We start from the raw sequence: 15,806 nt of genomic DNA, 5'->3' as shown, positions 1-15,806 counted from the left end.
CAGCCGTGGCAGGAACGTACTCGCCGTTCTTCTCAAAGTTATCGAACGTGACCTTACCCTTATACGACTTATTCGCAGACGGCAACGCCGGCGAAGCAGACGGGCTCACCGAAGCACTCGCGCTCGCCGATTCAGATTCAGCAGTAGCAACCGGCGGATGCACCGTACGCGCACACGCAGACAACACAGCGGCAAGACCAACACCGCCCGCACCCAACACGGCGCGGCGGCTCAAGGCGACGGGCTTAGAAGAGGAGCTTGTCATCAGCAGTCTTTCGAAGAGGTCAACGGACGAGGAGGAGTGAGTCGACACCCCCATCATACCGGGCGCACCTTATAGCAACCGTAAAACACCGGCGAACAACAAATAGCCGGGCGCATATGAAGACACCCCATAGCTGCCACACAACAAAAGACAGCTACGGGGTGAACAACGTAATACGCCTCAACTGAACCGGACGTACCGACTAACGGAGTAGCTAACGGAGCAGATGCGCAAAATTACGGCGCGCATGAGCCACCTTCGGGCTCACCACAAACGCACAATAACCCTGCGCCGGATTCAACGCGTAATAATTCTGGTGATACTCCTCAGCCTCATAGAACACGCCCAGAGGCTTAATCTCCGTAACGATGGGGGAGGAGTACAGCTGCTGAGCACGCGCCACCGCACGCTCAAACGCCTCACGCTGCTGCTCATCCGCGTAGAAAAGCACCGAACGGTACTGCGAACCGGTATCCGCACCCTGACGATCCCAGCTAGTCGGGTCGTGGCTCGTGAAGAAAATATCCAGCACCGTATCCAGGTCAATCACCTGCGGGTCAAAGCTGAGCTTCAGCGCCTCCTGATGCCCGGTCGCACCCGAACACACCGAACGATAATCAGGGTCGGGAGTATCGCCGCCCGTGTAGCCGCAGACGCTCTCCTCAACCCCGCGGAACTGGCGGTACACCGCATCCAGGCACCAGAAACAGCCGCCGGCAAGAACAACATCAGTCATGATTCCTCCTTGAACTATAAAACCACACTACCTGAAGAACACCGCCGAGCCGCATAATATTCCTGAGCTGCCGCCGCGCCACCTGCCACAATAGAGGTATGACTGAAAAACTAGAAACCCCCACCCTTGCAGAAGTCGTCGATGCCTTCCACACACTCTTCCCGCCGCAGCTTGCCGCCGGATGGGACGCATCCGGCCTCGTCGCCGGACGTGGCGCCGCTAAAGTGAGTACCGTCCTCTTCGCAGTAGACGCCCTCACCGCCACCGCCGAAGAAGCCGTAGCCGAAGGCGCGCAGCTGCTCATCACCCATCACCCGCTGCTGCTCCGCGGCGCAAAGTTCATCCCCGACAGCGACTACAAGGGCAATGTACTGCACACCCTTATCGAAGGCGGATGCGGACTGCTCGGCGCGCACACCAACGCAGATGCCGCCGTTGAAGGCGTGAACGAAGCACTCTGTGACGCTATCGGCCTGATTGACCGCGAACCGCTCACTGAAGCACAAACCCAGGTACTTGACGAACAGGAACACGCGGTAGGCACCGGCCGCCTCGGCACCCTGCCCGAAGAAATCACCCTCAAGGAGCTTGCAGAACGCCTCGCGGCGGCCCTGCCTCCCACCGCCGGCGGGTTGCGCATCGCGGGCCGTGCCGACCAGCCGATTCGCCGGGTTGCCCTCTGCGGTGGTGCCGGTGACTCCCTCTTCGACGCGGTGCGCGCCACCGACGCGCAGGTGTACATTACCGCCGACCTGCGCCACCACCCGGCCAGCGAGTTCCGCGAAACCGCACGCGTCGACGGTAGCAACATCGCGCTAATTGATTGCTCCCACCCTGCTAGTGAATCGCTGTGGTTGCGTTCGGCGGCTGACCGCCTGCGCAAGCTGCTCGCCGAGCGCGGCTACGCCATCGAGACGAAGCTGTCCGCGCTCAACACCGACCCGTGGGACTTCACCGTCTCCACCGGCGTGGCAACCGGTCAGGATGCGCGCTCGGCAAGCACCGCCGCAGCCCCCGCGTGGGAACTCTAGGGCGAGAATTCTAGGGGCGAGAACTCTAGAAGAATCCGCGCGGATTCCCTCAGCGCGTAAGAGCCCGGGCACCCCGTCCGTTGTGACGAGGTACCCGGGCTAGAACCGGCCCGGCCTACTTAGTTACCTGGCCTACTTAGTTAGCAATGCGATACAGGCCGGTAGTGATAGGGTTCAGCACACGATGCCGGTAATAAAACAACATCCAGTCCAATTCAATGCGGGTCACAGCATGATTCGGTTCAAACATGCCGGTCTCGGGAGTAATAACATTCTGCTGGGTAGCCCACAGAATCTCACGGTAGAACGCGGAATCCGGCGTAACATCCGGGAAGGACGAAACACCCGATACTTCCGGTGAACCAGACGCACGGTAAATCATTGCGGCAACGGTTGCATTCGTGAGACCGTCCTCCGCGTGGAACTTTCCGTCAGGTCCGCCGAAAGTAACGCCCTTTTCACGAGCCCAAATGTAGGCGGCGTAGTTCGGATTGTCCGTCTTCACATCCGGCCACGGAGAGACTTCAGGAAGGTCCACCTTGGGGCTGCCCTTCATCTCATAAAGGGCGGAAGCCAGCTCACCGCGGGTGGCAGGCTGCTTCTGTTCCTCGTCGTTCAGCGATGTCGAAAAGTACATACGTTCCTCTACGGGTACGTAAGCATTCGTGAACCGCTGGACACCCTCAAACTTCAAATCCTGGTGCGCCAAAAGAACGCCGCGGTGCTCCGGGGCAAAACCCACCATCGGCGTGATGAGAGTCTTATCCGTCTTGCTGGGGTAACCGTAGTCGCTCCACGCCTCAATGACGTACTGCTTGGACGGATCCAGCGTGTTCGCGGGAATCTTGAGATTGACGAAAGCGAAGCCTCCCTCCAGGCCCGTCTCGTATTCATCATCACCGTGGACGTAACGCTTCATCTCGCTCATAACCAGGACGGGGGAACCCGTGCCCTTCTCGCGAATGACGTACATCATGCCCTCAACGCCGGGGATGTCAGTCCCTACGAAGCCCTGACCCTGAATCAGCAGCTCCTGATCCTTCGTGGGGTCCTTCAAAGCGTCGTATTTCAACTTAGGTGCGAAGGTATCGAAGTGATAATCATTGGTGCTCAGACCGTGATGCGTCACAACGTTCTTGCGAGCCCAGATATCCTGAACGGTTGACTGCGGCTGGCCCTCGGGCTCGGCAAGGATGCCAACCTCGTAACGCACCTTGTCCAGAGTCATATCCGGGAAATACTCCGTGAGAGTGTAGTAACTCGGCAAAGTATTAGCTTCAACCTTCAGCGGGGCGACAAAGGTGCCGTCATCGTCAATGGTGAAGTCCTTGCCCTCTTCAAACCGCAAGAGGGTATCGGTCACCTGATGGGCGTTGTAGGGGACGTTCTCCTCGGGCGCGATGTAGATGACTACCTTGCCGTGCTGCTTGCGCCACTCCTTGGTGAAGCCGGTGCCCAGAACCGTAATTTTACTGTCCTCACCGGTGTACAGGCCGTCGCCCTCTTGCTCGAAGACGTCACGGCCGTCCTGGTAGTAGTAATCCTCATAGACAACGGTGAAAGACGGCTCATCCGCGACGTCCTGAGTTGCAGGGGTGGGGGTATTGGCAGTCGGTGCGTTAGCAACGGGCGCGTTTGCGGTGGGCGCTGCGTCCTGGGCTAACGCCGGGGTCAGCGGCAGGACCATCGCGCTCGCCAGTACGAGCGCGCTACAGTTGCGGGCCGCGTGGAAGAATGAAGACTTAGAGTTCGGAAGCGAGGACATGAGACATCCTTAAAGTTGTTTCTCCGGGGCTACGCGAGCTCGCCGGTAGGTAGGGAATCTACCGTTGAATCTGCGCACGCCCCATGAGAAAAGTGGTTGAAAATCCCCCTCGGTTTCGGGGATATTCTCACCCTATCAAAGCGTTGAACGATTGTCAGGAAACACTCAAGGAATACTTTAAGGTTTCGAGAAATCTCACACCGCGGTAGCTGTTAAAAGCTGAACCCCGCGCCCCCGAACAGAAAACCATTCGGGAACACGGGGGATTCAGAGAACTATCCGATGCGCCGCACTCGCCCTCAAGGTAAAACCCGAGGGGGACGCGGGCGGGCTAAACGACCTTACTTAGCGCGAGCCTGGAACGCCTCAATCAGAGTCTCCAGCTCACCATGAGTCACCATGTGCTGAGCGTCAAAAGCGCCGCTAGCGTTCAGCACCACCTTGTTCTGCTGAGCCCACAGAATCTCACGGTAGAACGCCGAACCCGGAGCCACATCGCTGTAGGGAGAGTTGCCCGTCACCGCAGGAGAACCAGCCGCACGGTAGGCGAACGCCGCAACGGTAGCATTCGAAATGCCGGCATCAGCATGGAACTTGCCGTCCGACCAGCCGAAGGTAATACCCTTCTGACGAGCCCACACGTACGCCGGGAAGTTCGGGTCGTCGGTCTTCACATCCGGCCAGGGGGAAGTCTCAGGCAGCTTCACCTCGGGGGTGCCCGCCTGGATGTACAGGGCAGCCGCGAGCTCACCGCGAGTTGCGGGGGTCTTCAGCTTCTCATCAGAAGGAGCAGGCTTCTGATCGTCGTCCTTCTTGGGATCCTGAGCGTTGGGCAGGTTCGCATCCTTGTAACCGTTCGTGCCGTTCAGGTCCAGGTCCTGCCATGCGAGCAGGGTACCGCGGCCCTCGGTGGACTTGCCCACGACCGGTGCGAGCAGCTCGCCCGTCTCGCTGTAACCGTCATTAGCCCAAACCTCAATCACGTACTTCTTCGAAGCATTCAGAGTGTTCGCCGGAAGATGCACGTTACCGTACAGGTTGCCGTCACGGTACGCCGAAGACTCGGTGGGGTGGTCAAACTCGATGATGTTGCTGGTTGCCAGAACCGGGGTGTTCGAGCCCTTCTCACGAACCACGAACTGGACACCCTTAACGGAGTGGATATCGCCGTGGAAGCCCTGAGCGCCAACGTTCAAATCCTGCGATTTTGCGGGATCAGCCACACCGTTGTAACCCAGGCGCGGTGCGAACGGCGCCGGCTTCTCACCCATAGTATTCAGTACCTGGGTGCTCACCACGTTCTTGCTGACCCACAGCTCCTGAGCGGTCAGCGGCTTCTGGTCCTTCTGCTCAGCAACCACGTGAATCTCGTAGCGGACATCGTACTTGGTGCCGCCGGTCGGATCGTGGAAGTTGTCGTCATCAACGAAGTAGTAGGCGGCAAGATCGTACGCCTCAACCTTCAGGTCAGCCTCAAAAGTGCCGTCATCGGCAATGGTGAAGTCCTGACCCTCCACAAAACGCAGCATCTTCGAAGTCGGAATCTCGTAGCCGGACGGTGCGTAGTTCGCGGGGGCAATGTACAGTGCCACGGTGCCGTGCTGGGCACGCCACTCCTTGGTGTAGCCGGTACCCTTCACATGAACGGTACCGCCCTCGGTCGTGATGAGGAAGGGGTTCACGCCGTCGTACTTGTAACCGTCAGGGATGGATACATCCAGGGTCGGGGTAGCCGCAGCGACCTGGTGAGCAGCCTGAGGGGTAGCGGCGGCAACGGCTGCATCAGCGGCAGGAGCCGCATTCTGAGCCAGTGCCGGGGCCATCGGCAGAACCATAGCACTAGCCAACGCCAACGCGCCGCAGCTCTGAGCTGCGCGGAGGAAAGAGGACTTAGAGTTCGGAAGCGAGGACATAACACATCCTTAAAAGTTGTTTCTCGCAGGGTCCTGGGGGGGGGGTCAACGGCGGGTAGGGAATTCGCCGTTGAATCTGCGCGCCCTATGAGAAAAATGGTTGGAAGCCCCGTCGGTTTCGGGGACATTTTCACCCTATCAAACCCTCCAAATGATGTCAGGGAACACTCAAGGGAGGCTTGAAGGTTTTGAGACATTTCACAGGTTGATCAGCCGGTAAAAGCTGAACCCCGTGTTCCCGAACAGAAAACCTGCTCGAGAACACGGGGTATTCAGCGTAGAACTAGTCCGCCTTACTTAGCGCGGTTCTGGAAGTTGAACAGCATCTGCTCCAATTGACCACGATTCACCAGATCCGTCGCATTAAAAGAGCCGAAATCCGGATTAATGACATACTGCTGAGTGGACCACAGAATCTCACGGTAGAACGCAGAACTCGGCTTCACATCGGTAAAGGAAGACACGCCCGATACAGCCGGGGAACCCGCTGCACGGTAAGTGAACGCTGCAACGGTGGCGTTCGAGATGCTTGCCTCCGCGTGGAACTTGCCATCAGACCAGCCGAAAGTAATGCCCTTCTGGCGAGCCCACACGTAGGCGGCGTAGTTCGGGTCGGTGGTCTTCACATCCGGCCAGGGGGAAGTCTTAGGCAGATTCACCTTGGGACTACCAGCCTGAGCGTACAGAGCCGCAGTCAACTCGCCGCGAGTAGCGCGCTGCTGCTGCTCCTGGTAGGTGAGCTTCGAAATCAGGCTCTTGTACTCTCCCTTAGGTACGGTAGCATCCGCGAAGTCCTGAACACCCTCAAACTTCAAATCCTGACGACCCATAAGAACACCGCGGTGCTCCGGCGCGTAACCCACAATCGGGGTGATGAGGGGCCTGTCCTTCCTGGTGAGGTCGTAGTCGTAGTCGCTCCACGCCTCAACGACGTACTGCTTAGAAGGATTCAGGGTGTTTGCGGGGAGCTTGATGGTGCGGTAAAGAGTGCCTCCCTCAAGGCGGGTTACGCCATCGGGACCTTCATAGTAGGACTTCATATCGCTCATCGCCAGGACGGGGGTGCCGGTGCCCTTCTCACGAATCACGTACATGGCACCCTCACGACCGGGCAGCTCCTCCCCAACGAAACCCTCACCCTGAATCAGCAGCTCCTGATCCTTCGTGGTGTCCTTCAGAGCATCGTACTTCCACTTAGGTGCCAGGACCTGCGGATGGTAAGCGCGGGTGTACATCGGGTGGTGGGCGATAACGTTCTTACGAGCCCAAATATCCTCAATGCTCGACTGCGGCTGGCCTTTAGCCTCGGTCAAAATACCCGTCTCGTAACGCACCTCGTCCAGGGTGATACCCGGGAAATAATCGATGGGAGTGTAGAAATTCTCCAGGGCATTAGCCTTGATGGTCAGCTTCGCCTCAAAAGTGCCATCATCGGCAATGGTGAAGTCCTTACCCTCTTCAAAGCGGAGCATCGACGTGGAAGGCTCAGCGTTACCGGGGCGGTCCTTCGTAGCAGCAATGTAGAAGACAACGGTGCCGTGCTGCTCACGCCACTGCTTGGTGAAACCGGCACCCTTCAGGGTCACGGTGCCACCCTCGCCGGTGTACAGAATACCGTCATAATCAGTGGAGTACGTCGGCTGTGCCGCTGCATCCTGAGCAGCCGGCTTGGGGGTCACAGCATTTGCCGCCGGTGCATTAGCAACAGGTGCCGCATCCTGGGCGAGTGCCGGAGTCATCGGCAGAACCATAGCACCAGCCAACGCCAGCGCGCCGCAACCCTGAGCCGCACGGAGGAAAGAAGACTTAGAATTCGGAAGCGAGGACATACATCATCCTAACGGGTCGTACCCACCGGGATGATGCAGGTTCATAGGGTTCCTGGGGTGAGAAAACTCCATCGAATCTGCGCCAACCCAATGAGAAGTGGTTGAGTATCCCCGTCGGTTTCGGGGACATTTTCACCCTATCAAACCCTCAGGTAGATGTCAGAGAACACTCAAGAGAGGCTTGAAGGTTCTGATGGTTTTCACAGGTTGACCAGCCACTAAAAAATGAGCCCAGCAAACCAAACTCAGCAAGCCAAACCCCGAAAACAGAACCCCGCGCTCCCGAATAGAAACACCACTCGGGAACACGGGGTTATTCGTGCGACTAGTCGATAAGCAGAGCCAGTTTAGCGAGCCAGCTTATCGAGACTGGAAAGCAGTCAGAACAGTCTCCAGATGGCCGCGAGTCAGCAGCTGCTTAGGAATGAAATAGTGACCACCGTACACAGTAGGCAAATTCTGGCTCGCCCACAGAATCTCACGATAGAACGGAGCACCAGGCTTAACATCCACATAGGGAGAATCACCCGTCACCGCAGGAGAACCCGCCGCACGGTAAGTGAACGCCGCAACGGTAGCGTTCGAGATACCAGCGTCCGCGTGGAACTTGCCGTCCGACCAGCCGTAGCTGATGCCCTTCTCACGAACCCAAATGTACGCAGCGTAGTTCGGGTCGTCAGTCTTCACATCCGGCCAGGGCGACGTCTCAGGCAGCTTCACCTCGGGCGCGCCAGCCTGAAGGTACAGAGCCACCGCCAGCTCGCCGCGGGTAGCGCGTTCCTTGCGCTGCTCATCGGTCAGACTAGGCTTCTTATCCTCAACAGCGTCAGAGCCCTTGAAGTTCAGGTCCTGAGAAGCCAGCAGCTCACCGCGACCCTCGGGCGCCTTACCCACAACGGGGGCAAGGAACTCGCCGCTCTCGCTGTAGCCGTCATTAGCCCAGACCTCCACCACGTACTTCTTCGAAGCATCCAAAGTGTTAGCCGGAACCTTCACGGTGCCGTTCACTACGCCGTTCACATACTCAAAGGCACGGTCGTGGTGGTTGTACTCAATGATGTCGCTGGTCGCCAGAACAGGGGTGTTCGAACCCTTCTCACGGATTACATACTGAACACCCTTGACGGAGTGAATCTCACCGTAGAAACCGGTACCCGAGAAGTAAATGTCCTGATCAGTGGTGGTATCGCCAAGAGCCTTGTATTCCACCTTGGGGGCAAACGGACTGGGACGGAACGCCTGAGTTTGCACTGCAATACGGCGAATCACATTCTTGCCAGCCCACAGATCCTCAATGGTCAGCTGGGGCTGACCCTGCTGCTCAGCAACCAGGTCAACCTCGTAACGCACATCGTAAGTCGGGATACCGGGGAAGTAGTAGCGAGGCTCATAGTAGCGCTGAAGCACGTCCGGCTTGACCGTCAGCTGAGCATCCAGGGTGCCGTCCTCAGCAATGGTGAAGTCCTTACCCTCCTCAAAACGCAGCGGCGTATCATCAGCGGGCAGTAGGCTACCGTCGGGAACACCCTGAGAAGCGGCCAGGTAAACCGCCACCTTGCCGTGCTTTTCACGCCACTCCTTAGTGAAACCCGAACCCTTCACGTGGACGGTACCGCCCTCAAAGGTGTACAGCAACTGAGCCTTGCCGTCGTACAGAACCTCGAACGTCGGAGCGTCCTCCTGGGTGGCCTTAGCGCCCGGAACATCCGCAGCCGTCGTGCCGTCAGAACCATTGAAGTTCAGCGTCTGAGAAGCGAGCAGAGTACCGCGACCCTCGGGTGCCTTGCCAACAACGGGGGTCACCAGGTCTTCGCTACCCTCCTGGTAGCCGTTGTTGCCCCATACCTCGACAACGTACTGCTTTGCCTTATTCAGGGTGTTAGCGGGAATCTTAACGTTACCGTTGAGGAGCCCATGCTGGTACTGGAACGCATACTCGGGGTCGTTGTACTCGATGATGTCGCTAATAGCCAGGACGGGGGTGTTCGAGCCCTTCTCACGCACAACAATCTGAACACCCTTCGGGGAGTTAATATCGCCGTTGAAACCCCAACCTGAGAAGTTCAGAACCTGATCGTTACCGGTATCCTTCAAAGCGTTGTAGCTCCAATGAGGAGCGAACTCATCAGAAGTAGCAACAGGATTCTCGCGGACGCGATCATCCGGCAGGGAACCAGCAACAGCCGCCGCAGGAGCATCCGCGGCAACATTCTGGGCAAGCGCAGGAGACATCGGCAAAACCATCGCGCCAGCCAGCGCCAATGCACCGCAACCCCGTGCTGCACGGAAGAAGGACGAAGCCTTGAAATTCGGAAGAGCGGACATAATCATTCCTTATTGGTCGAATCCATCGCGCCAATGCAGTTTCTAAAAGGGGAGTGAGAAATCTTCGTCGAATCTGCGCCAACCCAATGAGAAGTGGTCGAATATCCCCGTCAATTTCGGGGACAATTTCACCCTATCAAAGGGGTGAATAGAAGTCAGGAAACACTCAAGAGAGACTTGAAGGTTCTGAGGGTTTTCCCAGGTTGACCAGCCGCTAAAAACTGAGCCCAGCAGGCTAAAGCCCGAAAAAAGAACCCCGCACTCCCAAACAAGAGTGCGGGGCCGCCAAACACGCTAAAGCAAAGCGCTAAAACAAAGCACAGAAACTAGGAAGTGCAAAAACTAGGAAGTGCGGAAGTACAGGTACATCATCATCGCAACACGACCACGAGACGTCTGAGCCGTCGGCTCAAAAGCATTACCCTCAGACACCGTAGACACACCACGACGAGACGCCCACACAATCTGACGGTAGAACGGAGTCACAGACGAAACATCGCTAAACGGCGAAGAACCCGACATCTGAATCTTCTGCGCACCATCAGCACGGTACAGCAAAGCCGCCGCAGAAGCATTCGACAGACGCGCCTCCGCATGGAACTTACCATCAACCCAACCGGACGTAATACGCTCCTGACGCGCCCACAGGTACGCATCATAGTTCGGGTCAGACTCATCAACATCTGCATACGGCGAATGCTCCGGACGGGTCACTGCCGGCGAACCCGCCAGCTTATAGAACATGGTGATCAGCTCGCCACGAGTCACCGGATCCTCAGCACCAAAATGGTCCTCAGAAACCGGAAGCATAGTCTCAGTACGAACAGCCCAACGGATACCCGCATAGTACGCAGAGTCCTCGGGAGCATCAGCAAAAATAGTGTTCGCATCCGGCGCAGTCACGGACGGACGCAGAATCTTCGGGCCCTGAGTCGAAGAACTCGACGCCAGAGGAGAGGAGGTAGCAGGCACCGAAGCAGCTACCGGCGCAGCAGTATCCGCCGAAGAAAGACGCGCCTCCGACGAATCATAAAAAGAGAAAAGAGGTGAGAACGGCAGATACAAAACACCCGCCAACGCCACAGCGCCAACAGCCAGCTCAATACGGCGGCGCTTACGCTTCTTCGACTCAGCCTGAGAAGAAGCCTCGGGGGTGCCCTCCGGTGCCAGCAGAGGTGCAGAAGAATTATGGGCAGTATCAGTCGACTGCTTAAAATTCTGGGACATAAATCCTCAATGTGGTTGATGTATCGGTGTGTGCAGGGCTCCCTCTAGTTCTTCTACGCACCCAGCCGGATAAGGGTGCGCACCAAGGGGGCGCAACAGTCCTAAGCATAAACCACAGCTTGAAAAATATTAATTTACACTCCACAGAACATTCTTGAAAAAGGGGAGTGGAGCACCCCAAAAATCCGCCCAATAGCGGGTGCCGCATGAGGCGCGCCCCACATGCGGTACAGCCCACACTAGCGTGGTAACCGCCAAAAATACGCCGAAAACCGCGGAACAGCACCGGGCGACAGTCCCGCACGCGCCCCTACAGATACCTTGCAGACACCTCATAAACACCCCGCAATGGCACAGAAAAGCCGGGACAGCGGGACGAAACCAACGTTTCATCACCACCAGCCCGGCATAATCCATAGACCCTAGAGACTAGTCCTAGCGAACCTTATAAAGCCCTAGTGAACCTTATAGAGCCCTAGCGGACCTTGTAGTTCATCAAGAAACCAGCCAGCTCACCACGGCTCACCAGCGCAGACGGGTGGTACTCAGAGCCCGGGAAAACCTGTAGCTTCTGCTGCTTAGCCCAAGTGATCTCGCGGTAGAACGCAGAACCGACCTTCACATCGGTGTACGGCGCCTCAGTCGCAGCAACCGGCTTCTTACCATCGAAACGGTACAGGAACGCCGCAACAGTAGCATTAGAGACAGACGCATTCGCGTGGAACTTACCATCAGACCAGCCGAAAGTAATACCCTTCTGACGAGCCCAAATGTACGCAGCGTAGTTCGGGTCATCGGCCTTCACATCCGGGTACGGGCTAGTAGCCGGCAGGGTAACCTTCGGGGAACCAGCCATACGGTACAGCGCAACAGTCAGCTCACCGCGGGTCGCATCATCATTAACGCCGAACCAATCCTTCTCGCGAGAATCAATCAGCTTCTGATCAGCAGCCCACAGAACAGCCTTGTGGTTCGCGTGAGCAACCGGAACATCAGCGAAACGCTCACGAGCCTTCTTGTTCGCAGACTCACCGGTCAGAGTCAGGTAATCAGCCGCGATGCGCTCACGCTGACCATCGGCGTAGTTGATGGTTACGAAAATAGCGTAGTGGCTATCCTCATCCAGCTTGGTGCCGTCAACGTTAACGGTCGTCTCAAACGCGCCGGTCGCCACACGGTCAGCGTTCAGAGTGATGCTATCCAGAGCCTCACCGGTCGGGTTGCCGTCAGCCTCAGCCTCAGAGAACAGCACGTTCACGGTAGCGCCAGCCGGAACATTGAAGTCCTTACCCTTCACACGGATAGTGGTCGAAGAGCTCAGATCAACCTTGTCAGTGCTCAGGGACACCGAAGGCGAAGCAGTCTTAGCGTTCTCGCCGTTCACCGGAACAAACGCCTGAGTGCTCAGTGCCTGGTTGTTCGCCTCATCGTTATCTTCCGGAACATTGAACTCGAAAGTCTGCGCAACGTAGGAGCTACCGGACTTCAGGGTACCCGCCGGGATGTCCAGAACAGTCGAGAAGCGGCCGTTGGTGTAACCCATGTACTGGCCGAAGAACGCAGAGTAGGAGGTGAACTTAGCCTCCGACTGAGCCAGCGCGGGGCCGGTCGCCTTGCCGGTCGCCGGATCAACCGCACGAACCGCAACAATCAGCGACTCGCTACCGTTGTACGAAATGTTCTGGAAGCCAGCACCGTTCACAGTGACCTTAGCGTTCTCAGAAGCATTCACCGACGAAGCGCTGTACGACAGGGTAGGGGAATCAACGGTGGGAACATCCGCAACCTTCAGTTCAGTACGAACCTCATCCGCGGGAATCCAGCCGTCTTCAGCGTCATCGCGGTAACCGAGCACAACATCGAAGGACGAGCCATTGGCCTCCAGATAGTTAGCGCCGATAGAAGCGGTCAGGTTCACGGTGCCGTCAGCCGCGAAAGCGGAGGCGGGAACATCCTGAACATAGAAGGGGTAATCACGCGGACGGTGCGGCGAGAAAGCAACGCTTTCACCCTTCGGAACAACGTACAGGCGGAACGACTTGCCCTTAACGAAGTCCTTGGAGAAACCGGAGCCGCTAACCATCACGTTGCCGCCCTTGAGAATATCAAAAGTGCCGGAGGTAACCTGCAGACGCTGAGCACCCTGAACCTCACCCTGCTCAACAGCCTGGGCTGCTATCGGAGTAGCAGGTGCGGCAAACGCGGGAGAGAGGGGCAAGAGCATGGCGCCCGCCAAAGTGAGGGCGCAGCCGCTCTTAGCCATGTTTTTGGGTAGCGCAAAGCGCATGTGGTTGGGAAGTGAGGACATTGTTATCCAATCAGTTTTTATCGGTGTCACGCATCGAGTGTGGTGCGCATAAACACCGTAGCAAATAGTTAAGACGTGCTGGAACCTGAAAGGTCATCAGCGCGAAAAATGTCTGTGTGTTTTATCGCATGTCTTAAGGTGAAGTATAGCTTTAAAAAGTATGTGCATGACGTGGAAAATATGCCTAAATATTGTGCTGATAAGCACAAACACTGGTCACTGTACAAAAAAGAAAGCACAAAAAACCCACCGCATTCGAAAAATTCGCACCTATGCAACCTCTGCAGGTTGAGAATATTCACAATGCGGTGGGCAAGGCAACATAAAAGTCACCCACAATAAAAGTGGCACATAAACAGGGTCGTAAAGTTGCCTATTTGACGAAAGCTACCCAAAATAGCTAACACCACGGCGAGACACTATGTGAGACGGCTGCCGCCGTGCTCCATGCGGTACAGCATGACCGAGAACTCCGAAGAAGAAACAGTATCCGAACTGAAATCCTCAGCGTAGCGGCGATCATAATCCTTATAACCCCAGATGAACTGCTGAGTAGCCCACAACGACTCCCGCCAGAATGCAGTATCCGTACGCTCATAATCGGACCAATGCGAACGCGAAACCCGGACCGGAGAATCACCCGGCACGCTACTGTTCTTGGGCACAGACGAAGACGGCAAACTGCTCGACTCCGGCGCAGGAGCCGGCGCGATCATCCGCTGGTACCTGTACAAGAACGCCAACGTAGAACGTGCCGAAAGGTTTGCCTCCGGGTGGAACTTGCCGTCCGCCCAGCCGAACGTAATGCCCTTCTGACGAGCCCAAATGTACGCGGCGTAGTCCGGGTCGCTCGGCGCCACATCCGCATAAGGACTGGTTGCAGGCAGCTCAACATGAGGCGCACCCGCCATACGGTACAGCGCCACCGTCACATCGCGGCGACTCAAAACGGTCTTACTCTCGTCCAGAAGAGCCTGCTGCTTAACCCATTCAAGAGCCGCCTTCTGCTCCTCCGTAGTATTCGCCAAGAGATCAAGATTCTCAGAAGCCACCGGCTCGACCGCATCCGCGGTGCCATCCTTGCCAGGGATTACCTTCTCCAGAACAACCCTGTAAGACCCCTCATAATTCAGAGCGCTACCGGGAATATTCAGCTTCTCCTCCGCGGCACCATCGTGGATGCGCTCAACGGGAATAACCTGTTCCAAAGCCTTCTCACCGGTCAGCTCGCCAAAATCATCCGTTGCCTGAACCGAGAAACGGTAATAGCCCTCGGTAAGCTTCGGAAGATTTGAGACACGCGCGGTGAGAGTATTCATCTCCTGATACGGGTTGATGCGCTTATACGGAATGTACAAATCCGGCCGCGCTACAGGCTGGTCAGGATCCGGCTGGTTATCGCTCGGCTGCCCAGACCGCACCGGAAGGAACTGCGCAACACTGGTCAGCAAGCTGCCGTTATAGTCCTCCTCGCCCGGGTGAGGAAGATTAGAACCGTAGATACCAATCATGTAGAGCCTGCCCGGCTTCAACGTACCCGCCGGAATCGTCATCTTCGTGCCGAAATAGTTATTGCGGAAACCCGTACAGTGATGCAAGCAGTTGCCCGTCAACGGAACAACATGGGAGAAAACAGGGTGTCCCATAATCTTTCCCGTAGCCGGGTCTGCCTCATACAGAGTGACGTACGCCTGGCTGTCGTACCCGCCTACGATGTTCGGGGGAAGAATATGGTAGCCCTCAACCGTCAGAGTCGTATCTTGCCACGGCTTATCAACCGCTGAAATGCTGTAGCGGTACGTCGGCTGATCAGGCTCAGGGTCGCGCACCGTGGGCAAGGGAATTCGTGCCGTACTACGGGGATCATCATACGGATAGTCGTGTGGGTCAGGCTTATCGGACGGGTAGTAGGTCAGCGCCACGTCGAAGAGGGTATCTTCTGGAACCATCATCCACTGCTTCGGGATATCAAGAGTGAACGTGACGCTCCCGTCAGGATTATCGTGTGCCTTACCCTCAGCACGGAGGCTGGCAACCTTGCTGCCGTACTGCGCCTCAGGAAGGGGATCGCCGTAATGTGACTGAAGGTAATTCTTACCGCGCTCCACAATGCCGAACTCATACAGCGTGTACTTTGCGCGGAACTCGGCACTCAGCGGCGCGGTGGTCACAGAGACAGTGCCGCCCTCAGAAATGTTGAGGGTACCCGAGGTGAGCTTCATGCCAACCGGGTTGTCAGGTTTCTTCTGCTCGTCTGCAGGGGAGGCGGGTGCAGCCTGTGCCGGTTGCGCCTGCTGCTCAGGTGCTGCCTGGGCCGGTGTTGCGAGCGCCGCCGGAGTAATACCGGCAAGCGGGCTCAAACCCAGCAGCAATGACAGGCTGAGCGCGCGGGCGCTCGCCGGGTGGC

The 15,806-nt window shown here is 57.1% G+C and carries 9 protein-coding genes and 1 pseudogene; 1 reads left to right on the top strand and 9 read right to left on the bottom strand.

Annotated elements, in window-relative coordinates:
* Both HMPREF2919_RS05760 and msrA read right to left on the bottom strand, forming a co-directional pair.
* Positions 1–265: pseudogene (locus tag HMPREF2919_RS05760) on the bottom strand (acyl-CoA dehydrogenase); the annotation flags it as partial.
* 214 nt (positions 266–479) lie between these two features.
* On the bottom strand, positions 480–1,001 hold the full coding sequence (gene msrA, locus HMPREF2919_RS05755) for a peptide-methionine (S)-S-oxide reductase MsrA (protein WP_049345412.1): 522 nt from the start codon (positions 999–1,001) through the stop codon (positions 480–482).
* Positions 1,002–1,099: 98 nt separating this feature from the next.
* Between msrA and HMPREF2919_RS05750 the strand changes: the two genes are divergently transcribed.
* Positions 1,100–2,032: a Nif3-like dinuclear metal center hexameric protein gene (locus tag HMPREF2919_RS05750; RefSeq protein WP_049353168.1), complete on the top strand. Its 933-nt coding sequence runs from the start codon at positions 1,100–1,102 to the stop codon at positions 2,030–2,032.
* Positions 2,033–2,168: 136 nt separating this feature from the next.
* Here the strand turns inward: HMPREF2919_RS05750 and HMPREF2919_RS05745 are convergent, their stop codons facing one another.
* The 7 genes from HMPREF2919_RS05745 to HMPREF2919_RS05715 all read right to left on the bottom strand — a co-directional run.
* The gene (locus tag HMPREF2919_RS05745; protein ID WP_049353167.1) at positions 2,169–3,797 is read right to left on the bottom strand and encodes an S-layer homology domain-containing protein; all 1,629 of its coding nucleotides are present in this window, start codon (positions 3,795–3,797) and stop codon (positions 2,169–2,171) included.
* A gap of 341 nt (positions 3,798–4,138) precedes the next feature.
* A complete protein-coding gene (locus tag HMPREF2919_RS05740; protein WP_070506529.1) occupies positions 4,139–5,710 on the bottom strand; it encodes a gluconolactonase in 1,572 nt (523 codons plus the stop codon).
* Positions 5,711–6,003: 293 nt separating this feature from the next.
* Positions 6,004–7,539, bottom strand: coding sequence for an S-layer homology domain-containing protein (locus HMPREF2919_RS05735; RefSeq protein WP_049345407.1), 1,536 nt, complete (start codon positions 7,537–7,539; stop codon positions 6,004–6,006).
* 360 nt (positions 7,540–7,899) lie between these two features.
* Positions 7,900–9,864, bottom strand: coding sequence for a hypothetical protein (locus HMPREF2919_RS05730; RefSeq protein ID WP_049349971.1), 1,965 nt, complete (start codon positions 9,862–9,864; stop codon positions 7,900–7,902).
* Positions 9,865–10,206: 342 nt separating this feature from the next.
* On the bottom strand, positions 10,207–11,091 hold the full coding sequence (locus HMPREF2919_RS05725; RefSeq protein WP_049349972.1) for an S-layer homology domain-containing protein: 885 nt from the start codon (positions 11,089–11,091) through the stop codon (positions 10,207–10,209).
* Between the two features lie 475 nt (positions 11,092–11,566).
* On the bottom strand, positions 11,567–13,399 hold the full coding sequence (locus HMPREF2919_RS05720; protein WP_070666744.1) for an S-layer homology domain-containing protein: 1,833 nt from the start codon (positions 13,397–13,399) through the stop codon (positions 11,567–11,569).
* Positions 13,400–13,818: 419 nt separating this feature from the next.
* Positions 13,819–15,806, bottom strand: a 1,988-nt coding sequence (locus tag HMPREF2919_RS05715; RefSeq protein WP_246824058.1) for an S-layer homology domain-containing protein, incomplete at its 5' end; no start/stop codon positions are given.

This window comes from Rothia sp. HMSC068E02 (genome assembly GCF_001813565.1).
GTDB lineage: Bacteria > Actinomycetota > Actinomycetes > Actinomycetales > Micrococcaceae > Rothia.
Note: the sequence above shows the minus strand (reverse complement) of the source record. Positions and strands in the feature narration are given on the sequence as shown.